The sequence below is a fragment of the Novosphingobium subterraneum genome (assembly GCF_000807925.1).
Lineage (GTDB): Bacteria > Pseudomonadota > Alphaproteobacteria > Sphingomonadales > Sphingomonadaceae > Novosphingobium > Novosphingobium subterraneum.
This window is the reverse complement of sequence record NZ_JRVC01000022.1, coordinates 1-21,484: the sequence shown is the minus strand read 5'-3', so window position 1 is coordinate 21,484 and position 21,484 is coordinate 1. Positions and strand designations below refer to the sequence as shown.

At 65.0% G+C, this 21,484-nt stretch carries 24 protein-coding genes and 1 tRNA gene; 16 read left to right on the top strand and 9 right to left on the bottom strand.

Features of this window, described 5'->3' with window-relative positions; all coding sequences use genetic code 11:
* Nucleotides 1–27 precede the first annotated feature (27 nt).
* Entirely contained in the window at nt 28–1,179 is a 1,152-nt protein-coding gene (locus NJ75_RS18180) for an AI-2E family transporter (RefSeq protein WP_052242628.1), read from the top strand.
* Here NJ75_RS18180 and NJ75_RS18175 read toward each other — a convergent pair.
* Both NJ75_RS18175 and NJ75_RS18170 read right to left on the bottom strand, forming a co-directional pair.
* Entirely contained in the window at nt 1,167–1,781 is a 615-nt protein-coding gene (locus NJ75_RS18175) for a superoxide dismutase (protein WP_039337062.1), read from the bottom strand. The two genes, NJ75_RS18180 and NJ75_RS18175, sit on opposite strands and share 13 nt — an antisense overlap.
* A 115-nt stretch (nt 1,782–1,896) precedes the next feature.
* A complete protein-coding gene (locus tag NJ75_RS18170; protein WP_039337060.1) occupies nt 1,897–3,183 on the bottom strand; it encodes a dicarboxylate/amino acid:cation symporter in 1,287 nt (428 codons plus the stop codon).
* A gap of 86 nt (nt 3,184–3,269) precedes the next feature.
* Here NJ75_RS18170 and glmM point away from each other — a divergent pair, with 86 nt between their 5' ends.
* The 3 genes from glmM to thiD are packed head-to-tail and all read left to right on the top strand — an operon-like array spanning nt 3,270 to nt 5,574.
* Nucleotides 3,270–4,607: a phosphoglucosamine mutase gene (gene glmM / locus NJ75_RS18165; protein WP_039337058.1), complete on the top strand. Its 1,338-nt coding sequence runs from the start codon at nt 3,270–3,272 to the stop codon at nt 4,605–4,607.
* Entirely contained in the window at nt 4,607–4,831 is a 225-nt protein-coding gene (locus NJ75_RS18160; protein WP_039337056.1) for a DUF1272 domain-containing protein, read from the top strand. The genes glmM and NJ75_RS18160 overlap by 1 nt, the downstream gene beginning before the upstream one ends.
* Nucleotides 4,828–5,574 carry a bifunctional hydroxymethylpyrimidine kinase/phosphomethylpyrimidine kinase gene (thiD, locus tag NJ75_RS18155; protein ID WP_039337053.1) on the top strand — a complete coding sequence of 249 codons (747 nt, stop codon included), beginning with the start codon at nt 4,828–4,830 and terminating at the stop codon, nt 5,572–5,574. The genes NJ75_RS18160 and thiD overlap by 4 nt, the downstream gene beginning before the upstream one ends.
* On the opposite strand, the gene NJ75_RS18150 is transcribed toward thiD, so the two are convergent.
* The 3 genes from NJ75_RS18150 to NJ75_RS18140 all read right to left on the bottom strand — a co-directional run bounded on the left by NJ75_RS18150 (nt 5,559) and on the right by NJ75_RS18140 (nt 7,606).
* Nucleotides 5,559–6,074 carry a GNAT family N-acetyltransferase gene (locus tag NJ75_RS18150; protein ID WP_039337051.1) on the bottom strand — a complete coding sequence of 172 codons (516 nt, stop codon included), beginning with the start codon at nt 6,072–6,074 and terminating at the stop codon, nt 5,559–5,561. The two genes, thiD and NJ75_RS18150, sit on opposite strands and share 16 nt — an antisense overlap.
* A 3-nt stretch (nt 6,075–6,077) precedes the next feature.
* A complete protein-coding gene (locus tag NJ75_RS18145) occupies nt 6,078–6,956 on the bottom strand; it encodes an LOG family protein (protein WP_039337048.1) in 879 nt (292 codons plus the stop codon).
* Between the two features lie 113 nt (nt 6,957–7,069).
* On the bottom strand, nt 7,070–7,606 hold the full coding sequence (locus NJ75_RS18140) for a hypothetical protein (protein WP_052242627.1): 537 nt from the start codon (nt 7,604–7,606) through the stop codon (nt 7,070–7,072).
* Between the two features lie 137 nt (nt 7,607–7,743).
* On the opposite strand from NJ75_RS18140, the gene NJ75_RS23880 reads away from it, so the two are divergent.
* Entirely contained in the window at nt 7,744–8,787 is a 1,044-nt protein-coding gene (locus tag NJ75_RS23880) for a winged helix-turn-helix domain-containing protein (protein WP_169745741.1), read from the top strand.
* Here NJ75_RS23880 and NJ75_RS18125 read toward each other — a convergent pair.
* A tRNA-Gln gene (locus tag NJ75_RS18125) sits at nt 8,756–8,829 on the bottom strand. The two genes, NJ75_RS23880 and NJ75_RS18125, sit on opposite strands and share 32 nt — an antisense overlap.
* Before the next feature lie 159 nt (nt 8,830–8,988).
* Between NJ75_RS18125 and NJ75_RS18120 the strand changes: the two genes are divergently transcribed.
* The 3 genes from NJ75_RS18120 to NJ75_RS18110 all read left to right on the top strand — a co-directional run bounded on the left by NJ75_RS18120 (nt 8,989) and on the right by NJ75_RS18110 (nt 11,531).
* Entirely contained in the window at nt 8,989–10,305 is a 1,317-nt protein-coding gene (locus NJ75_RS18120) for a Ppx/GppA phosphatase family protein (RefSeq protein ID WP_039337042.1), read from the top strand.
* A complete protein-coding gene (locus NJ75_RS18115) occupies nt 10,302–10,991 on the top strand; it encodes an RlmE family RNA methyltransferase (RefSeq protein ID WP_039337040.1) in 690 nt (229 codons plus the stop codon). Before NJ75_RS18120 ends, NJ75_RS18115 begins: the two co-directional genes overlap by 4 nt.
* A gap of 99 nt (nt 10,992–11,090) precedes the next feature.
* A complete protein-coding gene (locus NJ75_RS18110; RefSeq protein WP_039337037.1) occupies nt 11,091–11,531 on the top strand; it encodes a surface-adhesin E family protein in 441 nt (146 codons plus the stop codon).
* 3 nt (nt 11,532–11,534) lie between these two features.
* Here the strand turns inward: NJ75_RS18110 and NJ75_RS18105 are convergent, their stop codons facing one another.
* Together NJ75_RS18105 and NJ75_RS25445 are read right to left on the bottom strand one after the other, a co-directional pair.
* Nucleotides 11,535–11,894 carry a hypothetical protein gene (locus NJ75_RS18105; protein WP_039337035.1) on the bottom strand — a complete coding sequence of 120 codons (360 nt, stop codon included), beginning with the start codon at nt 11,892–11,894 and terminating at the stop codon, nt 11,535–11,537.
* A 120-nt stretch (nt 11,895–12,014) separates the two neighbouring features.
* Nucleotides 12,015–12,917 (bottom strand): c-type cytochrome, encoded by a 903-nt coding sequence (locus NJ75_RS25445; RefSeq protein WP_082013457.1) that lies wholly within the window; start codon nt 12,915–12,917, stop codon nt 12,015–12,017.
* A 156-nt stretch (nt 12,918–13,073) separates the two neighbouring features.
* Between NJ75_RS25445 and NJ75_RS18095 the strand changes: the two genes are divergently transcribed.
* The 7 genes from NJ75_RS18095 (at nt 13,074) to NJ75_RS18065 (ending at nt 20,304) form a co-directional block, all read left to right on the top strand.
* Nucleotides 13,074–13,967 (top strand): prephenate dehydratase, encoded by an 894-nt coding sequence (locus NJ75_RS18095; RefSeq protein ID WP_039337034.1) that lies wholly within the window; start codon nt 13,074–13,076, stop codon nt 13,965–13,967.
* Between the two features lie 63 nt (nt 13,968–14,030).
* Nucleotides 14,031–14,696: a DUF4129 domain-containing protein gene (locus NJ75_RS18090; protein WP_052242644.1), complete on the top strand. Its 666-nt coding sequence runs from the start codon at nt 14,031–14,033 to the stop codon at nt 14,694–14,696.
* The gene (locus tag NJ75_RS18085; RefSeq protein WP_039337033.1) at nt 14,693–15,976 is read left to right on the top strand and encodes a hypothetical protein; all 1,284 of its coding nucleotides are present in this window, start codon (nt 14,693–14,695) and stop codon (nt 15,974–15,976) included. The genes NJ75_RS18090 and NJ75_RS18085 overlap by 4 nt, the downstream gene beginning before the upstream one ends.
* A gap of 17 nt (nt 15,977–15,993) precedes the next feature.
* Nucleotides 15,994–16,950 (top strand): AAA family ATPase, encoded by a 957-nt coding sequence (locus NJ75_RS18080; RefSeq protein ID WP_039337255.1) that lies wholly within the window; start codon nt 15,994–15,996, stop codon nt 16,948–16,950.
* Nucleotides 16,947–18,275 carry a DUF58 domain-containing protein gene (locus tag NJ75_RS18075; protein WP_039337032.1) on the top strand — a complete coding sequence of 443 codons (1,329 nt, stop codon included), beginning with the start codon at nt 16,947–16,949 and terminating at the stop codon, nt 18,273–18,275. Before NJ75_RS18080 ends, NJ75_RS18075 begins: the two co-directional genes overlap by 4 nt.
* Nucleotides 18,272–19,339 carry a stage II sporulation protein M gene (locus NJ75_RS18070; RefSeq protein ID WP_039337030.1) on the top strand — a complete coding sequence of 356 codons (1,068 nt, stop codon included), beginning with the start codon at nt 18,272–18,274 and terminating at the stop codon, nt 19,337–19,339. The genes NJ75_RS18075 and NJ75_RS18070 overlap by 4 nt, the downstream gene beginning before the upstream one ends.
* Nucleotides 19,339–20,304, top strand: a complete 966-nt coding sequence (locus tag NJ75_RS18065) for an RDD family protein (RefSeq protein WP_039337028.1) — start codon at nt 19,339–19,341, stop codon at nt 20,302–20,304. Before NJ75_RS18070 ends, NJ75_RS18065 begins: the two co-directional genes overlap by 1 nt.
* A gap of 42 nt (nt 20,305–20,346) precedes the next feature.
* On the opposite strand, the gene NJ75_RS18060 is transcribed toward NJ75_RS18065, so the two are convergent.
* On the bottom strand, nt 20,347–20,781 hold the full coding sequence (locus NJ75_RS18060) for a hypothetical protein (protein ID WP_039337026.1): 435 nt from the start codon (nt 20,779–20,781) through the stop codon (nt 20,347–20,349).
* 145 nt (nt 20,782–20,926) lie between these two features.
* Here NJ75_RS18060 and NJ75_RS18055 point away from each other — a divergent pair, with 145 nt between their 5' ends.
* Nucleotides 20,927–21,391 (top strand): GNAT family N-acetyltransferase, encoded by a 465-nt coding sequence (locus tag NJ75_RS18055; protein WP_156135853.1) that lies wholly within the window; start codon nt 20,927–20,929, stop codon nt 21,389–21,391.
* Nucleotides 21,392–21,484: the final 93 nt, after the last annotated feature.

Sequence of the window (21,484 nt, the reverse complement as noted above, 5' to 3'; positions counted from 1 at the left end):
GTTTGCGTGAATCAACAGCCGTCAGAAATGCTGGAAAGACCGCTGGACGTCGACGATCCGGCGGATCGTCGTGCACGGCTGCAATCGGCCATTGTCCTTTTGCTGGGGCTGGGGCTGTTCCTTGCCTTGCCGTTCGTGCTCTCCATCGGGTCGGTGGTCTTTCTCCCTCCGGTGACGGCGATGATCTTCACGATCGTCATGTCGCCGCTTGCCGACCGACTGACCCGTCTGGGCCTGCCAAACATGCTGGCATCCTTCATCGCGATCTGCGCGCTGATCGCAGTCGTGTTGATGGCGCTACTGCTGATCCTGCAGCCCGCGTTCGTGATGGTGGATCAGGTCCCGGCCCTGGCCCGGCAGGTTGCCGGACGGTTTGCCGAGCTTCGCGGAAACCTTTCATGGATCGCCGATGTGAACCGGCAGCTTGCCCGGATCACCGGGCATTCGGCCACACGCGAAGTGGTTGTCGCCAGTCCGTCAGTGATCGAACAGGTCGCCTTTGCCACGCCGAGCGTGATCCTGGAAACCCTGCTTACCCTGCTGATGACCTTCTTCATGATCGAATCGCGCATTCGCATGAAGCGACGCATCCTGCTGGATCGCCATTCCTTCAACGCCTCAGTCCGCCTCGCACGGGTCCTGCGCGATGTGCAGGAGCGTGTCGCGAGCTACATCCTTACCGTGGCACAGGTGAACTTCGGCGTCGGGGTCGTCGTGGCGCTGGGAGCATGGGGCTTTGGTCTCGCCGCGCCGGTCATGTGGGGCGGCCTTGCCTTCGTGCTCAATTTTCTGCCCTACCTGGGACCACTGGTGATGATGGGACTGCTGGCACTGGTGGGACTCGGCACGGCTAGTAGCGTGGCGGTGGGTCTGGTGCCGGTTCTTGCCTACCTGGTGCTCCACGCTATCGAATCGAATGTGCTGACCCCGTCGATCCTCGGCGCGCGCTTCACCCTCAATCCCGTCGCGATCCTGCTGTCGATCAGCTACTTTTCATGGATCTGGGGCGTGCTCGGCGCACTGCTTTCGGTCCCGATCCTGCTGACCATCGCCGCGCTGCTTGATCATATCGGCAGGCCGAACCTCGTCGGCTTCCTGTTTGGCGAGGCTCTTTTCGAACCTGCCCGCCTCGCCGGTATCGACGAGGACGGGCAAGCGGATGCGAATCAGGCCGGATAGGTCCAGGTGCCATCGCGGCCGAGGTTCTCCGCGGCAAACTCCCAGTTCAGATGCTTTTCGATCACCGCCTTGAGATATTCGGGGCGCAGGTTCTTGTGGTCGAGATAGTAGGCGTGCTCCCACAGGTCGATGACCAGCAGCGGCTTGGCATCGCCGGTGGCAAAGGTCGCCGCGTCATGCGTCTGTTCGACAGCCAGCTTGTCGCCGCGGGCCACGAGCCAGACCCAGCCCGAGGCAAAGTGTGCCGCGCCCTGTGACGCCAGTTCCTCGCGCAGGCGGTCGAGCGAGCCGAAGCTGCCTTCGATCGCTGCAGCAAGATCGCCGGTCGGCTCGGACGAGGTCGGTGTCAGGCTATTCCAGTAGAAGGCGTGGTTCCAGCTCTGCGCAGCATTGTTGAACAGGCCCTTGTCGCCCTTTGCCTCGGCAGCGGCGACGACTTCCTCGAGGCTCTTGTCCGCCAGGTCCGTGCCCTCGATCGCGGCATTGGTCTTGTCGACGTAGGCCTTGTGATGCTTGCCGTGGTGCGTCTGCAGCGTCGTCGCCGAGATGCTCGGCTCGAGTGCGGTATCGGCATAAGGAAGCGGGGGAAGTGTAATCGCCATGATAGTCAACGTCCTTGCTTGGAAATCTGCGTCGCAGACCAACGCGCGAGGTAGTCGTTGGTTGCGAAGTCGTCCCGCCCCAAGGTCGTTGAAATTATCGAAACAGCAGTTGCACTTATCGCGCAGGTTCACTGTGTGCGCGGTCGACCGCCGCCGTCACCGCGACGTCCATCGTCACGTTGCCGAGCGTGCGCATGAGGTCGGGCAGGACTTCCACGGCAACCAGGATGGCGAGTGGCTCCACCGGTATGCCCATCGCGATGGAGATGGGGCCGATTGAGGTCACGAAGCTGATTGCGCCGGGCAGGCTGACCGCGCCCAGTGTCGTCAGCGTTGCCACCACGCAGCCCGCAACCAGCATCGAAGGCGTGATCGGCATGCCGAACCAATGCGCAACGTAGATGGCGACAGCGAAGTTCATCGCTGGCCCGGTCGCGCGGAACAGCGCCACGGCAAGTGGCATCACAAGGTCTGAAGTCTGGTCCCGAACGCCCAGCTTGCGGCAAACCGTCAACATTGCGGGAAGCGTTGCGAGAGAGGACTGCGTCGAAAGTGCCAGAGCCTGCGCCGGCAGCACAGCGCGGGCGAACTCGCCCAGCCGCAGACGCGCGCCGAACACGGCAACGGCATAGGCCATAAGGAAGATCACGGTGCCGGCCGACGTCACTACCACAACGTAGTGCGCCAGCGCGCCGATGGCCGAAGTCCCGCTCTGCGCCGCAACCGAAAGGCTGAGGCAGAACACGCCGAGGGGAGCGGCCAGAAGCACCCAGCCGATCACCACCAGCATCGCATTGGCGACGGCCTCGAAGAATGTCGCGAGCGACCGCCGTTGCGTTTCGGCAAGGCGCGTGGCGGCAAGGCCGAACACGGCGGTAAACAGGATGACCGGCAGGATCTGGTCCGTGGCAGCCGATTGCAGCACGTTGGTGGGCACCAGCGATTGCAGGAAGGCGCCAAAGCCGGGCACGGTCGCCTTGTCGTGAATCTGCGCGACGCTGGCCCGCAAGGCTGCTGCAGCGGCGGTCGGCATCGGGAAAACGGAAAGGATCGCCGGGATCAGCAGTCCCGCCATTGCACTTCCGCCGGCCAAGATCGCGAAGAAGAACAGCAACGCCCGTCTTGCCAGCGCCCCCGCACGCGCTGCGGCCACCGTCTGTGCGATGCCGGTGAACAGCAGCGAAACCACGAGCGGCACGATCGTAGCGCGTAAGGCGTTCAGCCACAGCGTACCGACAGGTTGTGCCACGACCAGCACGGGATCAAGCAGCGCCGGGTCAAGAAACGCCAGGGAAAGGCCCAACGCAAGCCCTCCGACAAGCGCGGCAAAGATCCAGCCTGCGCGGATCGTCGGGATCGGCGGTTGCGTGATGGACGAATTTTCAGAAGGCGGTAAGGTCATCTTGAGACAACTCTAGCTAGGTTGCACGGCAAGGCAACGCATGCCGCCCGGGATCGGGCGCACGAAAAAGAGGGAAACGCCGTTTCATGGCACGCAAGTTCTTCGGCACCGATGGCATCCGGGGCCGGACCAACGCCGGAGTGATGACCGCCGCGACCGCAATGAAGGTCGGGCAGGCGGCAGGCACGTACTTCCAGCGCGGCGACCACCGCCATCGCGTCGTGATCGGCAAGGACACGCGCCTGTCCGGCTACATGATGGAAAGCGCGATGGTCGCCGGGTTCACTTCGGTTGGCATGGATGTCGTCCTGCTCGGACCGATGCCGACGCCCGCGGTCGCCATGCTCACCCGCTCGATGCGGGCGGACCTTGGCGTGATGATCTCGGCCAGCCACAACCCTTTCGAGGACAACGGCATCAAGCTGTTCGGGCCGGACGGCTTCAAGCTTTCGGACGATGCTGAACTCAGCATCGAAGCCATGCTGGCCCAGGATCTTGCCCTCGCCGACGCCACGCAAGTCGGGCGCGCCCGTCGTATCGAGGATGCGCGCGGCCGCTATATCCATGCGGTCAAGGCCAGCTTGCCTGACAACGTGCGGCTCGATGGCCTGCGCATCGTGATCGATTGCGCAAACGGCGCAGCCTACCACGTCACGCCCTCGGCGCTGTGGGAACTGGGCGCGGAAGTCATCGCCATGGGCGTCGAGCCCAACGGCAAGAACATCAATGCCGGGGTCGGCTCCACCCATCTTGATGCGATCAAGGCCAAGGTTCGCGAAGTGCGGGCCGATATCGGCATTGCCCTCGACGGCGACGCCGATCGCCTGATCGTGGTCGACGAGAAAAGCCAGACGGTCGACGGCGACCAGATCATGGCACTGATCGGCACCCAGCTTGCCGCGCGTGGAGAGCTGCGCGGCGGCGGCGTGGTGGCCACTGTCATGTCCAACCTCGGCCTCGAACGCTGCCTCAATGGCAAGGGCCTGACACTCGAACGCACCGCAGTGGGGGACCGCTACGTGCTCGAACGCATGCGCGAAGGCGGGTTCAATGTCGGTGGCGAGCAGTCCGGCCACATGATCCTGACCGATCACGCCACCACTGGTGACGGCACGGTCGCGGCCCTGCAGGTGCTGGCCGCGCTGGTCGAAAGCGGCAAGCCGGCCAGCGAGCTGCTGCATCAGTTCGACCCGGTCCCGCAATTGCTGAAGAACGTGCGCTTTGCTGGCGGCAAGCCCTTGGACGACAAGACGGTGAAGCAGGCGATCGCTGATGCCGAGGCGCGCCTGATCGGCAAGGGCCGCCTCGTCATCCGTCCATCCGGCACCGAACCGGTCATTCGCGTGATGGCCGAGGGTGACGACGCCGGCGAAGTCGAGGCTGTGGTCGACCAGATCTGCGATGCCGTCAGGAAGGCTGCCTGATGCTGGAAATGCGCCCCGATTGCGAACGCTGCGGCGCGGATCTTCCGGCCGAAGCCCCCGGCGCCTTCATCTGCTCGTTCGAATGCACGTGGTGCGCCGAATGCGCCGAAGAGCTCGACGATCGCTGCCCCAACTGCGGCGGTGAACTTATGGACCGCCCGACGCGGGCGAAGGCGCTCCACGCCAAGCACCCGCCATCAACGGAGCGCAAGTTCAAGGGATGAGGCCACCCCGCGTCCTGTCGATCGCAGGCTCGGATTCCGGCGGCGGCGCCGGCATCCAGGCCGACATCAAGACGATCACCATGCTTGGTGGCTATGCGATGACCGCGATCTGCGCCCTGACCGCGCAGGACACCACCCGCGTCCATGCCGTCCTCCCGGTCGATCCCGCCATGGTCGCCGCGCAGATCGACGCCTGCCTCAACGATCTGGGCGTAGATGCGGTGAAGATCGGCATGCTCGGCTCACCCCAGATTGCGACCGTGGTAGCAGACCGGCTCGAATGCCTGTCCGTGCCCATCGTGTTTGACCCCGTGATGATCTCCACCAGCGGTGCAGCGCTCGCTGACGCAGCTACAATTGCTGCCTTCGAACGACTGATGGCGCTCGCCACGCTGACAACGCCGAACGTACCTGAGCTCGCAGCGCTTGGTGGCGATGCCGCGATGCAGGGGCGGGGCATTGCCTATATCGCCAAGGGCGGGGACGCCGACGGTCCCGAAGTGATCGACCGCCTGGTCATTCCAGGGCAGTCCGAGCGCGTCTGGACCGCACCGCGCATCGAGACGCGCCACACCCACGGCACCGGCTGCACGATGTCGAGCGCCATCGCCACGCTGCTCGCCAGCGGCGCGTCGCTCGAAGAGGCGGTGGAAGACGCCAGAGAATTCGTCCGCGCTGCCCTGCTGGCCGCGCCCGGCTTCGGCGCTGGCCACGGCCCGCTCGGCCATCAGGCGGTGCGCTGATCCCAATCCTCGCGCGTTAGCGCGAAGTAGACGCTGTCGCACCACTCCTCGCCGACCAGCCACGTCCGCGCCGCGCGGTGTGTCTCGGCAAAACCGAGCCGTTCGAGCAGCCGGATGGAAGCCTTGTTGCGCGGATCGACGTCGGCAAGGATGCGCGGCAGGTGATGGACGGTAAAGCCGCGCGCTATCACCACGCCCACTGCCTCACGTGCGAAGCCCTGCCCCCAGACGTCCGGGTCGAACATGTAGCCGAGGTCGGGGAAGCGGTAGAATCCCGCCTTGCCGATGACGCGGCCCTGATGCTCGACGATGAAATCCTCACCCTCCAGGTCAGGGATGTCCGCCATGTTGCCAAGCCATTCCGCTGTCACGGCCTCGCTGTCGTGCGGCGGTGTGGACCAGTAGGCCATGGCACGCGGCTGCCGCATGATCGCGTGCATCGCCGCAAGGTCCTCCTGCGGGCGCACCGGTCGCAACAGCAGCCGCGAGGTCCGGATCATCGGTCAGCAGTCCAGATCGTAGAACTTGACGATGTGGTCCCAGGCTTCCTCGGCTGTCTCCACCGGAATGAACAGCTCCAGGTCCTCGAAGTTGATTACGCCTTCCTCGGCAAGCGCACGGAAGTTCACCACGCGGTTCCAGTAATCACCGCCGAACAGCAGGATTGGGATCGGCTTCATCTTGCCGGTCTGGATCAGGGTCAGCAGTTCGAAGAACTCATCGAAAGTGCCGAAGCCTCCCGGGAACACCGCCACCGCCCGCGCCCGCAGCAGGAAGTGCATCTTCCGCAGCGCGAAGTAGTGGAACTGGAACGAGAGGTGCGGCGTGACATAGCTGTTCGGTGCCTGCTCGTGCGGCAGGACGATGTTCAGCCCGATCGATTCGGCGCCAGCATCGTGCGCCCCGCGATTGGCCGCTTCCATGATCGATGGCCCGCCGCCCGAGCAGATCACGAACTGGCGCTTGCCGTCTTCCACCAGCCCGCACTTGCTGGCGGTGAAGGCCAGCTTACGCGCTTCTTCGTAGTACTTGGCCTTGGCAACAAGGCTCTCGATCACCGCCTTGCGCTCGGGCGTGGTCGCCGTCGCGAGCGCCGCTTCGACCATGTCGGGCGAAGGGATGCGCGCAGACCCATAGACAACCAGCGTCGATCCGATGTCCGCTTCGTCGAGCAGCATCTCGGTCTTGAGCAGTTCCAGCTGGAACCGCACCGGTCGCAATTCCTCGCGCAGGAGGAAGTCGGTGTCACGGAAGGCCAGCCGGTAGGCCGGGTCCTGCTGCTGGGGGGTGGTCTTGGGGTGGTTCTCGACGAAACCGGCTTCCTGCTCGGCCTTGTAGAACTTGCGCTTGGTCAGCTCGTGCTGCTTTTCTTCTTCAGTCATGCCTGCATAGGTCGGTCACCATGCCGGAAAGCGCAACCCCCGAACCGTGCAAGGAAAGATTGCCGCACACGCCGGTCCGCGCTGGTGGGCCCCGCAAGCTGTATGCGGCGGTGCTAGGCCAGTTCAGCGCGATGATGGCACCAGGCGACTGCAAGCCACAGCAAGGCAAAGAACGTCAGGACGCCCCATTCGACAGCGTGCCCCGGCATCTGGTTGAGGGCGACGACACCGGCGGCATACTGGCCTGCGGCAAGGCACAACGCTATCCAGCGCATGGCGCGGGGGCGGAACCGACAAGCCACCGCCACCGCCATCCCGACAACAACCATGAGGAAAAAGAGCGCGTTGACGGAATTGTCATCGCCAATGATGCCAACGGCAGCGTTCGACCAGACGGTAAGGAAGGCTGCAACACCGGCGAGGATGTAACCCACGCGCTGTGTTCCTGCCTGAGCATATCTGGCCGCAAGTTCGCATACGGCGCCGATGAAGCCTAGCAGCAGTGCGGCGAACACGAAGTCCCCGGCAGTCCAATTCACCTCCGGGGTCAGCTGCATCGCCAGGGCGGGAAGGAGGAGCAGTGCCAGGAGGCTGCCCCATCCGGCAATTCGCCAGCCATTGGCAGTCTTCGAAGTATGGGCGTTGGTCATGATCGAGCCTCCTTGCGCATTTATGGCGGCGATTGATGAGGCGGCGCGGTCTGAAAGGCATGAGGAAAAGATGAGCAATTGCTGACAACACGCCAAGCGCTTGCCAATGCTCCGGTATGGCAGCAGACCCGGACGCAATGGGAAGACACGCACAGATTCTGCGCTTCGGGGACTTCGAGCTCGACTGCGAGAACCGGCAGTTGCTGCAACACGGAAAACCGGTCGAGCTCGGCAGCCGCTACTTCGATGCGCTCGCGCTGCTGGTCGCGCGGCGGGGCGAACTGGTGAGCAAGGACAGCTTCATGGACGAGGTCTGGCAGGGCATCCCGGTTACAGACGAGGCGCTGACACAGTGTATCCGCACCCTGCGCCGCGCGCTGGGAGACAATGCGGCCAATCCCCGCTTCATTCAGACAGTGCCGAAACACGGCTACCGCTTCATTGCTGCGATGCCGCAGCAAGCGGATGCTGCCGAACCAATGGCGCGAGCGTCGCGTATCGCCGCGGCCTGCACTTTGTCGGGACTCGTGGCCGGAGCCGCCGCCGGGCTGTGCTATGGCATCATCGCGGGGACTGGCGGTGGCGGTCAGGTGCTTGTTCTGTCCGCGATGATCGGTGTCCTCGGTCTTCTCGCCGGTGCAGGTCTGGGCGCGGGAATGGCTGCCACCGTGGCTTGGCGCCAGAATGCCGATTGGTTGATCGTTGCCGGCGCCGCACTGGGCGGCCTCGCGACTGGCGCTCTGGGCAACCTCTTGGGCCGGGAAGGCGTGGGGTTGCTGTCCGGCGTATCGGACCTTTACGTCACCGGACCTTTTGAGGGCGCAATTCTTGGCTCTGCGGCAGGTCTGGCCTCGTGGGCCGCGTGCACCGGCCAAAGCCGACGTGTCGTGCTTGCCGCCGCACTGTGCGCGGGAGGGACGGCGGGCCTCCTGATCTACCTTTCCGGCGGAGTTCTGCTGGCAGGCTCACTCCAGGCTCTCGAGCTGGGAGTTGCGGGCATGCAGCTCGATGTCGACAGGATTGGCAACCTGCTTGGCGAACAGGGGCTTACAACGACTGCACGGGGGCTCACCGCGGTCATCGAGGCGCAGGTTTTCGTCCTGGCGATCACCTGGGGGCTGCTCATGGCAGGCAGAAAGTCTGGAAAGCTGGATGCCCCGCGAGGATTCGAACCTCGATAGACGGAATCAGAATCCGTAGTCTTACCATTAGACGACGGGGCAGTGTGAGGCGCGCAACTAGGGGGCGAGTGCGCCCAAGTCAAGCGGTTCAATGGGCATTTTTGGTGCCGGTCTTGCGGGCGGGGCGGCACATCGCTAGCATTGGCATCAAGTACCCGGCCTGCATCAGGCGGCGCGGGAAAACATAAGCGAATACGATTCATGGCGGGTTCCATTCCGCCGGCAAATGGGCAAGGCGCGCGACCGGACGGCCAGCCGGCCAACGGGAAGACGGCAGGCGGCAAGAAGGGGCAAAGGAAAAAGCCCCGTCGGCCACGCGGCAAGACCGGGAGCGGTGTCCCACCCAAGTCGGCCGGCAAGACCAGTCCGCCCGCAGCACGCGGTGGCGGCACGCACGAGGCTATCGCCGCGGCAACTCCGGCTGTGGTGGCGGAATCTCCCGCACCGCCCGCGTTTGAGCGTGCAAGCACCTGGCAGAAGGGTGCAAGCACCTGGCAGAAACCGCTGCCCCATCACCGCCAGGCCTATGCCGCGATCGACCTGGGCACCAATAACTGCCGTCTCCTGATCGCAAGGCCCTCGGGCGAGCATTTCGTGGTGATCGACGCCTTCAGCCGCGTGGTCCGCCTGGGCGAGGGACTGGCCCAGACCGGGCGCCTTTCCGACGAGGCCATGGACCGCGCGCTTGGCGCCCTGCACGTCTGTGCCGACAAGCTGCGCAAGCGCAACGTGCATCTTGCCCGCTCGGTTGCCACCGAAGCCTGCCGCCGTGCGAGCAACGGACAGGCCTTCATCGATCGCGTTCGCAACGAAACCGGCATCCACCTGAATATCATCACCGCGCAGGAAGAGGCACGCCTCGCCGTGCTCGGCTGCCACATTCTGCTCGAACAGGGCAACGGCCCGGCGATGATCTTCGACATCGGCGGCGGGTCGACGGAGATGGTGCTGGTGGAAACCGGCGAAACCGTGCCCCGCATCCTCGATTGGCAGTCGGTGCCATGGGGCGTCGTCTCTTTGACCGAGAGCATCGGCGCGATTGCCGACGATCCGCATGCCCGCGCGGTCGCCTATGCCGAGATGCGCCGCCGTGTGGACGAAGGTTTTTCCGATTTCACCGCCCGCGTAACGCCGATCCGGCACGCAGCGCAGGGCGAGCGCAGCATCCGCCTGCTGGGCACCAGCGGCACCGTCACCACGCTGGCATCACTCCATCTCGAACTGCCGCAGTATGATCGCCGCGCAGTCGACGGCCTGATCGTGCCGGCCGATTCCATGCGCGACATCTCGCGCCGTCTGTCAACGATGACCCCGGCGGAGCGCATTGCCGTGCCCTGCATCGGGCGCGAACGCTCGGACCTCGTCGTCGCCGGGTGTGCCATCCTCGAATCGATCCTCGACATCTGGCCGGCAGAGCGCCTTGGCATTGCCGATCGCGGCATTCGCGAAGGCATCCTGCGCAGCCTCATGGCCACCGGCGCCGATCCGCGCGGGCCCAGGAAAACGGAAGCAGCATGAGTCGTTCCGGAAAGAATCCCAACGAGCGGCTCAAGAGCGCCAAGGGCCGCTCGGCCTCATCGGTGCGCTGGCTGTCGCGCCAGCTCAACGACCCTTACGTGAAGCAGGCCAAGGCCGAAGGCTGGCGCAGCCGCGCGGCATTCAAGCTGATCGATCTCGATGAGAAGTTCGGCCTGCTCAAAGGCTCGAAGCGTGTCGTCGATCTCGGCATCGCGCCTGGCGGGTGGAGCCAGGTCGTGCGCAAGAAGTCGCCGGCGGCAAAGATCGTTGGCATCGATCTCCTGCCCACCGATCCGATCGAGGGCGTGACCATCTTCCAGATGGACTTCATGGCCGATGAGGCGCCGGAAGCTCTGCAAGGTGCGCTGGATGGTCCCCCAGATCTCGTGATCTCCGACATGGCCGCCAACACCGTTGGCCACAAGCAGACCGACCACCTGCGCACGATGGGCCTGGTCGAGACGGCTGTAGACTTTGCCGTCCAGACCCTGGCCCCCGGCGGGGCGTTCGTCGCCAAGGTCTTTGCCGGCGGCACCGATGGCGAACTCCTCAAGATCCTCAAGAAGAACTTCACGACTGTAAAGCACGCCAAGCCGCCCTCGAGCCGCAAGGATTCCTCGGAGTGGTACGTGATTGCCCAAGGGTTCAAGGGCCGTGCGGGCGAGCCTGCGTTAACCGACGACTAGCCTGCTGTCGCATCGCGGGACTCAGGACAAACCCCTAGCTGGGCGCGCCTGGCGGGCATGGTTATCAGCACCTTAACCGAAGCACTCCGGAGCCACCCGATGACCTCCATCCGCAGCCTGCTGCTCCCTCTCGCCTTCCTCGGCTTCTCCGGCAGGGCAATGGCAGAAGACATCGCAGCAAGAGGATGGTCTGCCGACTGGAAGGTCATCGGCGTGGCCGAGGACCGCACCGAAGTGCTCGTGCGTCCCGAATCAGTCCGCGAACTGCCGCCCAGCCCGGCTCGTAGCTTTGCCGTCCGTCAGGTCTGGGCAGGTTTCGACTTTGCCCCCGCCGCGAGCTTGGCCACCGGGCGCAAGATCATCCTGTTCCGCTATGACTGCGCCGCGAAGCGCGTGCTCATTGCCGCGGCAACGGACTACGCGACGTCCGGCGAGATCCTGTCCCGCAACGCCGTTGCCGCCGACAGTGCCGATCAGTACGCCCCGGTTGAGCCAGAGACGCTAAATGCAGCGATCATGGCCGAGGCCTGCCACCTCTGACGGTCAGCGCTTCGCGTTCCAGTTGAACAGGAAGCTGCGATGCTCCGCCCAGGTCTGGCCCTCTATGTGATCGCCTACCAGGCACGCCGCCGTGTGATAGGGCCCGGCGCCATCGGTGGTGCGAAAGCTCACGCAAGTCCGCGCGCGGTCGGTCTTCCAGCGTCCTGCCAGTATTTCGCTCTCGTAGAAGCTGCCCTTGACCGTGCCATCGGCCTGCAGCTGTAGCACCATCGGTTTTGTGTAAGGCTCGTCCGGCTTGGCTGACAAATCAACGGTCCAGTTGCCCTGCATGGCGGCGGGAGGTTCCGCCGCACCGGCCGGAGTCATGACGAGCAGAAGCGGCAATGCAGTAAACAGGCGCATCGGTTTCTCCTAAAGCGCAACTCTGCGCGGCTCATGCGCAAACGCAATAGGTACCGAAGACATCAAAAGGGCGCCCGGATCGCTCCGGACGCCCTTTTGAATTTCGTCTGAAAGCGAAGTTTACTTCTTCGACTTCAGGTAGGCGATCACGTCCGCACGCTGCTGATCGTCAGCAATGCCGGCGAAGGTCATCTTGGTGCCAGCGGCAAAGGCCTTGGGATTCTTCAGCCAGGCATCGAGCGTGGCATCGTCCCAGGTGCCGCCCTTGCCCTTGAGCGCGTCGGAGAAGGCATAACCGCCGCGATCGCCAGCCACGGCCTCACCATGAACGCCGAACAGGTTGGGACCAATGCCGTTGGCACCGCCCTGATCGATGGTGTGGCAAGCCTTGCACTTGGCAAAGACTGCCTCGCCCTTGGCGGCATCGCCAACCAGAGCAACGGCAGCACCTTCGGCAGGCGCAGCACCAGCTGCCGGAACGGCTTCAGGCGCAGGCAGCGGCAGGTTCGAGCCGAGCGAGTTGAGATAGAGAATCACGTTGGCGCGGTCTTCACCCTTGGGCAGACCGGCGAATGACATCTTGGTGCCGGCGGCAAAGGCCTTGGGGTTCTTCAACCAGGCATCAAGCGTGGCGAAATCCCAGTTGCCGCCCTTGGCAGCGAGATCAGCCGAATAGGCAAAGCCCGCAGCATGCTTGCCGACCGGCTTGCCGACGATGCCATAGAGGTTCGGACCGATGCCATTGGCGCCGCCCTGCTCGGCGGTGTGGCAGGCCTTGCACTTGGCAAAAACGGCTTCGCCCTTGGCAACGTCACCAGCAGCGAGGAGATTCGCCAGCGGCAGCTCAGCCGCCCCGCCACCCTCGGCACCTTCTTCGACGACGCCCTCGATCGCGTAGCCCATCTTTTCCGGACGGTGCTCCTTGTCGGCCAGGAAGTAGTGCGCCGACAGGCTGGAGAGCCCCAGAGCCACGATGCCCCCGAACAAGGTCCATCCGGCGATGGTATTGAAACGATCGTCCATTTACGAGCCCCATAGGCGCAACGTCAGCACCTTGCCGACACCCGCGCGAGTTCGGGGTCCCTCTAGTCAGGGCCATGCGGCAGCGCAAGATGGTTTGCGCCGCAAATTCGATCTCCCTTGCCCGAAAGAACAGAGCGGCTTAACGCGCGAGCCATCATGCAGAGCTATCCCGCCCCCGCGCTTGCCCTTGTCGAGAACATGGCTGCCGCTGCAGCCGCCGATCCTGCGCGCGCCGTTTCGTTCCAGGGGGCGCCGGGCGCCAACTCCCACCGCGCCGCGCTCGAGGCCTTGCCCGATTGCCTGCCGCTGCCATGCTTCTCGTTCGAAGACGCGCTCGACGCGGTCAAGGAAGGCCGCGCGGCCCACGCGATCATACCGATCGAGAATTCGCAGCACGGGCGCGTAGCCGACATCCACTTCCTGCTGCCCGAGAGCGGCCTTTCGATTGTCGGCGAACACTTCCTCGAGATCCATGCGAGCCTGATGGCGCTTGGCGATGGTCCGTTCACCGCCGCATACAGTCACCCGCAGGCGCTCGGCCAGTCGCGATTCTATCTGCGTGACCGCGGCATCGTGCCGATGAGCTATGCCGATACCGCCGGGGCCGCTGCCTATGTCGCCGAACTGGGCGATCCGACCGTGGCCGCACTTGCCCCGCGCATCGCCGCCGAACTCTATGGCCTGAAGGTGATCGAGGACAACGTCGAGGACGCGCACGACAACACCACCCGCTTCGTGATCCTGTCCAGGACCCCGCGCGATCCGGCCACCATCTCCGGCCCGGCGATGACGACGTTCGTATTCGAAGTGCGCAATATCCCGGCTGCGCTCTACAAGGCGCTGGGCGGCTTTGCGACAAACGGCGTCAACATGACCAAGCTGGAAAGCTATCAGCGCGGCGCGAGCTTTGCCGCCACCGAATTCTATGCCGATATCGTCGGCGCGCCGGGTGAACGCCCCGTCGATCTCGCGCTCGAAGAGCTCGATTTCTTTGCCAAGAACCTGCGAATACTTGGGACTTACCCGTTGGAACGCATCCGCGGCCAGTAAGAGTATTCAAAAGGACGGTGACTTGTGCTTGCCCCGTCGCCTGCCGCGTGCAAGGTTGCGCGGGTGACGGCACCGGCTTCGGCAACAGTACCAGCAAATGATGCGGCCGCAGCCGAGGCTGCATGGCGCTCGATCCGCGAATCGGGCGATATCCAGCTCGCACCTGTCCCGCCCGATCCCATGCCCGTCACGCCGGACTGGCTCAAGGCGCTTGGCCGCTTCCTCGAATGGCTTCTCTCACCGCTCGGGCGCCTGCTCGGCGGCAGCTGGAGCGTGATCGAGATGCTGATGCTGGTCGGCGCAGGGCTCGGCGTGCTGTGGATCGCATGGAGCCTGCTCTGGCCGCTGTGGCGCGAACGTGGCACCCACCGGAGAGTGGCAGAGCCTGAATGGGCGCCGCTGCGCGAAGAAGCGCTCGCCCTGCTCGAGGACGCTGACCGCCTTGCCGCGCAAGGCCTCTATGGCGAGGCCGCGCATCTCCTGCTCAAGCGCAGCGTTGGCCAGATCGCCCGCGCCCGGCCCGATTGGCTGGCCCCCTCCAGCACCGCGCGCGAAATCGGCACCATCACCGGGCTACCCGGAGAAGCGCGCGCCGCCTTCGGCACCATCGCCAGCCTGGTCGAGCGCGCGCGCTATGCCCTGCGGCCCTTGGGGGCAGACGAATGGAGCACGGCGCGCGAAGCCTATTCCCGCTTTGCCATCGCGCCGCTGACGGTCGCTGCGCAATGAGCAATGCCGCACCAACCCCGTTCTCGCGCGGCACGCTGACCGGGATGCTGCTGGTCGGCGCGCTCGCCTTCGTCGCGCTGCTCTGGTTCCTTGGCAACGGCACCGGCGGCAATGGCAACAACGGCGGCGCGCATGTCGGCGGGCAAGGCCTCAATGGCTTTGCAGGCCTTGCGCGGATGCTCGAAGCCGAAGGCCTTGACGTCCAGCGCCAGCGCAACCGCCGCGCGCTGGAAAACGCACCGGGCCTGCTCATCCTCACCCCGCCAGTCGATGCCGATGGCAAGGAGATCGCCAGGATCGTCGATGCCCACCGCTACTGGGGCCCGACGATCGTCGTCACCCCCAAGTGGCTGGCGATGGGCGTCAACGCCAAGGCCGCCAAGCGCGGCTGGGTGCAGATGGTCGGCACGCAGGCGCCTGAATGGAAGGGCTTTGCCGACAACGTCACGGTCGAGATCGGCAATGAAGACTCACCTCCCGCAGGTGGCTGGAAGCTTGGTGACCGCCGCGGCAAGTTCCCTGACGATCGCCAGATCGAAACCGGTTCCGGCAAGGGCCTCGTCCCCCTACTCACCACCGGCAGCGGCAAGACGCTCGCGGCGTTTCTCGATGACGATGGCTACTATCCCGCGCTCAACAATTTTGCCGGGATCGACCCTGGTTACGGCGGCGACGACGAAGACCTCTACCCTGTCGTCCTCGTGTTCGAGCCCGACCTGCTCGACAACTGGGGCTTGGCCGACCGCAACACCGCCATGCTTGCCCGCGATCTCGTGCTCGCCACGGCGGATGATCGCAGCCAACCAATCGTCTTCGACATGACCTTCAACGGCTTCGGCGCCAGCCGCAATCTGCTGACCCTCGCGTTCGAGCCACCTTTCCTTGCCGCCACGATCTGCCTTTTGCTCGCCGCGCTGGCGATCGCCTGGCGCGCGCTCAATCGCTTCGGACCGGCGCTGGTGCAGGGGCAGGAAATCGCGTTTGGCAAGGCCGCCCTGGTCGCCAACGCTGCGGGGCTCATCCGCCGCGCCGGCCGCGTCCACCTCGCCGCCGCGCCCTATGCCGATGCCACGCGCGAACGCATTGCCTTGGCGCTGGGCCTGCCCAAGGGCCTTGACCCGCAGGAGACCGAGCACCTGATCGACGCTGCGCAACTCCGCCGTGCCATCGCCGGCCCTCCGTTTTCCCAGGCCGCTCGCCACTTGCGCGACGCCCGCAAGCCCCATGAACTGACGAAGCGCGCCCAAGTGCTGCAGCAGATAGAAAGGCACCTCAAGTGACCGAGACGACCCCCGAAATGTCCCTGACCGAGCTCGGCGCGCTATCCGGCCGGATCCGCGCCGAAGTCGGCAAGGCGATCGTAGGGCAGGAAGAGGTGCTCGATCACCTGCTCGTCGCGCTGTTCGCAGGCGGCCATGTCCTGCTCGAAGGCCCTCCCGGCACGGCGAAGACCTTCCTCGCGCAGACCTTTGCCGCCGCTCTCGGCCTTGATTTCGGGCGCATCCAGTTCACTCCCGATCTGATGCCCGGCGACATCCTCGGCTCCAACCTGTTCAATTTCCAGACCAGCCAGTTCACGCTCACGCGCGGGCCCATCTTCCACGAACTGCTGCTGGCCGACGAAATCAACCGCACCCCGCCCAAGACGCAGGCTGCCCTGCTCGAAGCCATGCAGGAGCGCCGCGTCACCCTCGACGGCGAGGTCCACGCCCTGTCCGAACGCTTTACCGTGGTCGCCACGCAGAACCCGATCGAAAGCCAAGGCGTCTACCCGCTGCCCGAAGCCCAGTTGGACCGCTTCCTGTTCAAGCTCCTCGTCGGCTATCCTTCCATCGAGGAGGAAGCCCGCATCGTTGCCCGCTACGGCGAAGGCAAGGGCGCACCCAAGCCCGCCGATCTCGGCGTCGTTTCCGTGACCACTGCGGCAGAGCTTGGCCGCGCACAGTCCGCCATCGCCTCGATCACGCTCGCTGAATCGATTGTCGACTACATCGTGCGCCTGGTTCGCGCCACGCGCGAAAGCGGCGATCTGGTCGTCGGAGCCAGCCCCCGCGCCGCCGTGCTGCTGGCCGGGGCCGCCCGCGCACGCGCCGCGCTCGATGGTCGTGATTACGTCATCCCCGACGACGTCAAGGCGCTCGCCACTGCCGTCCTGCGCCACCGCCTGATGCTCAGCCCCGCTGCCGAGATCGAAGGCAAGCAGGTCGAGACCATCGTTGCTGCGCTGGTAGAAGGCACGGAAGCCCCCCGTTGATCAAGCCTGCCGCCATCCTGCCCTCGGGCCGTGCAGTCCTGCTCTTTGCAGGCCTCGCCCCGCTGGCCCTGGTCCTGGCCGCGGCCGCTCCTGCGGCCTGGATCGCCGCACCTGCGCTGGGCGGCGCACTGCTCGTGCTGATCCTGCTCGACGGCCTCTTCGCCGGCTCCCTCGAGGACGTACAGATCCACACGCCGTCCGATAGCGAGGTCGGCGAACCTGCCACTTTGACGGTGGTCGCCGCACTCGCCCGTGTCCGCAACGGCATCCGCCCCGACGCGGCAATCGCATGCGACTCTCGCCTTGCCGAGGGGGGCCGTATTGCCCTGCCGCTCACCTTCGCGGACGGCGCATGGAGTGGCAGCACCACGATCGCCCCCACCCGCCGCGGCACCGGCCAGCTCACTCGCCTGTGGCTGCGCTGGAGCGGCCCGCTCGGCCTCGCCCACCGCCAGGCCACCCGCGATCTTGAGGCCGAAGTGCGGGTCTGGCCGAACATCGCCCCGGTACGCAGCCCGGCACTGCAGATATTCCTGCGCGATGCCCAGTTCGGCTTGATCGCGCGGCGTATCCGTGGCGAGGGCACTGAATTCGAAGCACTTGCCGAGTACGAACCGGGCATGGACCGCCGCCGGATCGACTGGAAAAGCTCGGCCCGCCACGCCCGCCTTTTCGCCAAGGAATACGAGGTCGAGCGCAACAACCAGATCGTCTTCGCGTTCGATTGCGGACAGGCGATGTGCGAACCGATCGACGGCCTGCCCCGGATCGACCGCGCCGTCACCGCCGCACTCACCACCGCCTATGTCGCACTCAAGGCGCAAGATCGCGTCGCGCTGTTCGGCTTCGCTGCGCGCCCGGAAGTTGCCACCCCGTTCGTCACCGACAGCCGCGATTTCGTCCGCCTCCAGCGCGCCGCCGCCGGGCTCGACTACCATCCCGGCGAGCCCAACTTCACGCTCGCCCTGTCCACGCTCGCCGCACGGCTGCAGCGCCGTTCGCTGATCGTGCTGTTCTCTGATTTCTCCGACCCCACCAGCGCCGAGCTGATGGTCGAGAACGTGGGCCGATTGGTAGAGCGCCACCTCGTGCTGTTCGTGGTCATGGCCGATGCCGAACTCGCCGGCCTTGCAACCGCCACCGTCACCGACATGCAATCCGTCGCCGAAGCGGTCACCGCCTCCACGCTTTCCAGGCAGCGCGCGATCGTGCTCCAGCGCCTGCGCCACCTCGGTGTGCGCGTGCTAGAAGCGCCGCATGACCAGATCGGCACGCGGCTGCTCGATTCCTATCTCGCGATCAAGCGCGAGGGACGCATCGGATGAACGCTGTCACCACAGGAATTGCCCAGAAGATCGGCAATTGGTTTGCCCGGCCGACGGAGGCCGCTGTTGCGGCTGAACACGCCGCCCTGCGTTCCGATCGCTTCCGGCTTGAACGCGAAGCCGATTGGAAGCGCTTGGAAGCGGTGCTCAAGCGCATGGAGGCCGGGCGCACGCGCGGCGTTTCGGATGAGGACCTGCTCGCCCTTCCGGCGCTCTATCGCACCGCCGCGTCCAGCCTTTCGATCGCCCGCGAAACCTCGTTGGACGCGGCGCTCGTCGCCTATCTCGAAGCGCTGACCCAGCGTGCCTGGTTCCTCGTCTATGGCCCGCGCGCCTCGTTGTGGTCATGGTTTCGCGGCTTCATCGGCGGCGGATGGAGCGCCAGCGTGCGCGGGCTCGGCATCGATCTGCTGATCGCGCTCGCATTGATGGTTGCGGGCACTGCGGTCGGCTGGCTGCTCGTGGCGTCGAACCCCGAATGGTACTATTCGCTGGTCCCTGGCGGCATGGCCGATGTCCGCGTGCCGGGCGCGAGCCGCGAAGTCTTGCACGGAACGTTGTTCGGCAACCAGGACCAGAGCGGGATGAGCGTGTTTGCCGCCGGCCTGTTCAGCAACAACGCGCAAGTCTCGATCATGTGCTTCGCGCTGGGCTTTGCCTTCGGGCTGCCGACCATGCTGTTGCTGGTTCACAACACGGCACTGCTTGGCGCGATGCTGTGGCTATATCATGGACAGGGCCTGCTGCTCGATTTTGTCGGGTGGCTCGCCATTCACGGCACGACAGAGCTGTTCGCGATCCTGCTGGCGGGCGCAGCCGGCATTCATATCGGGCGCGCCATGGCCTTCCCCGGCAACATGTCTGTCATGGATGCCGCCGCCGCGGCCGGCCGCCGCGCCGCGCAGGTCATGACCGGCGTGGTCCTCATGCTGATCCTTGCCGCCCTGCTTGAAGGCTTCGGGCGTCAGCTCATAGATTCCACCCCATCGCGCCTCACCGTGGGAGGCTTCATGCTGGTGCTGTGGATCGGCTATTTCTTCGCCTTCCGGCGTGAGGCCCGCTGATGGCGATACGCCTGCCCTTCCGCCGTGACGCCAAGTCCGCGCCCCGTACTCCGCAGGCGCTTCAGGACCGCCGCCGCCGTATGGTCGTCACCCCTGAAGGCGTGGCGTTGCCATTCGTCCTGGCCTCGCGCGGAGCGCGCGCCGCTGCACTCTTCCTCGATCTGGCCATGATCGTCGGCGCGATCATCGGCGCCACGCTGCTCATTGCCTATGTCGCCAATGCAGTGGGCATCAACTTCAATGATGATGACAGCCCCGCCGGGCGCGCGGTGCAGGCGCTGGTAGTCGTCTGGATCATCGCGCTGTTCCTGTTTCGCAACGCCTGGTTCCTGTTCTTCGAACTCGGCCCGCGCGGCGCTACGCCGGGCAAGCGTATCACCGGCATCCGCGTCGCCGCCCGCGCGCGTGGCAAGGATGGCGCGCGGTTGACCACCGAAGCGGTTATCGCCCGCAACCTCGTGCGCGATATCGAACTGTTCATGCCTGCGATCTTCATCGTCGTCGCCTCGGTCGAAGGCGGCGATACCGAGATGGCGGCCTGGGCGGGCCTCGTCTGGTTCCTGCTCTTTGCGCTGTTTCCGTTCTTCAATCGCGACAGGCTCCGGTGCGGGGACCTGATCGCGGGAACCTGGGTGGTCGAAGCGCCCAAGCGCAAGCTGGAACAGGCGCTATCGGTTGGCGAAGGTGCGCGCGGCCTGTCGCAGGCAACCGGCGTGCAGTATCGCTTCAGCGACGCCGACCTTGCCGTTTATGGAGAATACGAACTGCAGGTGCTCGAGCGCGTGCTGCGAGAGAACCGCGAGGAAGCCCTGCGTGATGTGGCCCGCACGATCTGCGGCAAGATCGGCTGGAACGCAGGCGCGGGCGACGAACGTGCTTTCCTCGAAGCCTATTACGCCCAGCTGCGCGCACGCCTTGAAACCGGCATGCGCTTCGGGCGTCGCAAGGCCGACAAGCACACCTGAGCGCAAGCCCCCGGCCTACAAGCCGGAGACTCGCTTTTCGGATCAGTTACGCCATTTCCATGAGCGCAGCAGCATTGAACCCATGACCTTGCGGTACTTGGCACGTTCGCCCGATGCGGCCTGCATCTGCGCGGCTGTAGTCGCCATGAACGCGTTATAGGCCTTCTCCCGCGCATCTTCCTGCGCCGGTTCGGCGAACTTGGCGAATCGGGTGATCAGGAAGAAGTCGGGCTCACCCGGCCGCTTGTTCTCGTTGGTCTGGATTTCATAGCCGGTGATCCAGCCCTGCTTGACCGCAAAGTCTTGGCCCTTGCGCCACATTCCGGCGAGGTGATTGGCATATTCGAGATCGTGCCCATCCTCGACCGAAATCATTGAGACCGTAACGTAATCTCCCGGCACAACCGGATATTCCTGCGCCGCCAACGGCGTGGCAACGCCGAGCGCAAGCGCCGGCAGGATCATCAGCTTTTTCATGGCATCGTCCCCTTTATCGCTCCCACCGATGATCGGTGGTGCGGATGTGCTTGGGTGGGGCGACCCATTCACGGCTCATCTCAAGCATTGCGAGACTGCGCCCATTCGTGCTCAGAAGTCAATGTTACTGGAAGGGAGGGGCCCAATGGAGCGCGTCAGGATCCTCGAAGACGATCTTTCCGGAGAGGCAATCCGCGAACTTGTCGCCTTCCACCTCTCGGGCATGCATGCCAACTCACCTGCCTGCAAGGTCCACGCCCTCCCGGTTGAAAAGCTGCGCCAGCCCGGCGTTACCTTCTATTCGGCGTGGGTCGGAAATGCGCTTGCCGGGATGGGCGCGATCCGCGAACTCGATCCCACGCATGGCGAACTGAAGTCCATGCGTGTCGCAAGTGATTGGTTGGGAAAGAAAATCGGCGAAGCCATGCTGCTACGCCTGCTTTCGGTTGCGCGGCAGCGCGGCTATGCCCGCGTCAGCCTCGAAACCGGCCAAGGCCCAGCCTTCGAACCGGCACTCGGGCTCTATCGCAAGCACGGCTTCGTCAATTGCGAGGCCTTTGCGGAATACGTGCTGGACGATTTCAGCCAGTGCCTGACGTTACCCCTTTAACCCATTTGGAGTGTTTCCCGGGGAAACACTCCAGCGTGGCGTTGTGGTCGAGTGGGGTTCAGAGCTTGCCGGTCAGTTCCGGGACGAGCGTGA

Bases quoted from the DNA above. Each gene is read 5' to 3' on its own strand.
- NJ75_RS18180 (WP_052242628.1), top strand. From the start codon at position 28: ATGCTGGAAAGACCGCTGGACGTCGACGATCCGGCGGATCGTCGTGCA.
- NJ75_RS18175 (WP_039337062.1), bottom strand. From the start codon at position 1,781: ATGGCGATTACACTTCCCCCGCTTCCTTATGCCGATACCGCACTCGAG.
- NJ75_RS18170 (WP_039337060.1), bottom strand. From the start codon at position 3,183: ATGACCTTACCGCCTTCTGAAAATTCGTCCATCACGCAACCGCCGATC.
- glmM (WP_039337058.1), top strand. From the start codon at position 3,270: ATGGCACGCAAGTTCTTCGGCACCGATGGCATCCGGGGCCGGACCAAC.
- NJ75_RS18160 (WP_039337056.1), top strand. From the start codon at position 4,607: ATGCTGGAAATGCGCCCCGATTGCGAACGCTGCGGCGCGGATCTTCCG.
- thiD (WP_039337053.1), top strand. From the start codon at position 4,828: ATGAGGCCACCCCGCGTCCTGTCGATCGCAGGCTCGGATTCCGGCGGC.
- NJ75_RS18150 (WP_039337051.1), bottom strand. From the start codon at position 6,074: ATGATCCGGACCTCGCGGCTGCTGTTGCGACCGGTGCGCCCGCAGGAG.
- NJ75_RS18145 (WP_039337048.1), bottom strand. From the start codon at position 6,956: ATGACTGAAGAAGAAAAGCAGCACGAGCTGACCAAGCGCAAGTTCTAC.
- NJ75_RS18140 (WP_052242627.1), bottom strand. From the start codon at position 7,606: ATGACCAACGCCCATACTTCGAAGACTGCCAATGGCTGGCGAATTGCC.
- NJ75_RS23880 (WP_169745741.1), top strand. From the start codon at position 7,744: ATGGGAAGACACGCACAGATTCTGCGCTTCGGGGACTTCGAGCTCGAC.
- NJ75_RS18120 (WP_039337042.1), top strand. From the start codon at position 8,989: ATGGCGGGTTCCATTCCGCCGGCAAATGGGCAAGGCGCGCGACCGGAC.
- NJ75_RS18115 (WP_039337040.1), top strand. From the start codon at position 10,302: ATGAGTCGTTCCGGAAAGAATCCCAACGAGCGGCTCAAGAGCGCCAAG.
- NJ75_RS18110 (WP_039337037.1), top strand. From the start codon at position 11,091: ATGACCTCCATCCGCAGCCTGCTGCTCCCTCTCGCCTTCCTCGGCTTC.
- NJ75_RS18105 (WP_039337035.1), bottom strand. From the start codon at position 11,894: ATGCGCCTGTTTACTGCATTGCCGCTTCTGCTCGTCATGACTCCGGCC.
- NJ75_RS25445 (WP_082013457.1), bottom strand. From the start codon at position 12,917: ATGGACGATCGTTTCAATACCATCGCCGGATGGACCTTGTTCGGGGGC.
- NJ75_RS18095 (WP_039337034.1), top strand. From the start codon at position 13,074: ATGCAGAGCTATCCCGCCCCCGCGCTTGCCCTTGTCGAGAACATGGCT.
- NJ75_RS18085 (WP_039337033.1), top strand. From the start codon at position 14,693: ATGAGCAATGCCGCACCAACCCCGTTCTCGCGCGGCACGCTGACCGGG.
- NJ75_RS18080 (WP_039337255.1), top strand. From the start codon at position 15,994: ATGTCCCTGACCGAGCTCGGCGCGCTATCCGGCCGGATCCGCGCCGAA.
- NJ75_RS18070 (WP_039337030.1), top strand. From the start codon at position 18,272: ATGAACGCTGTCACCACAGGAATTGCCCAGAAGATCGGCAATTGGTTT.
- NJ75_RS18065 (WP_039337028.1), top strand. From the start codon at position 19,339: ATGGCGATACGCCTGCCCTTCCGCCGTGACGCCAAGTCCGCGCCCCGT.
- NJ75_RS18060 (WP_039337026.1), bottom strand. From the start codon at position 20,781: ATGAAAAAGCTGATGATCCTGCCGGCGCTTGCGCTCGGCGTTGCCACG.
- NJ75_RS18055 (WP_156135853.1), top strand. From the start codon at position 20,927: ATGGAGCGCGTCAGGATCCTCGAAGACGATCTTTCCGGAGAGGCAATC.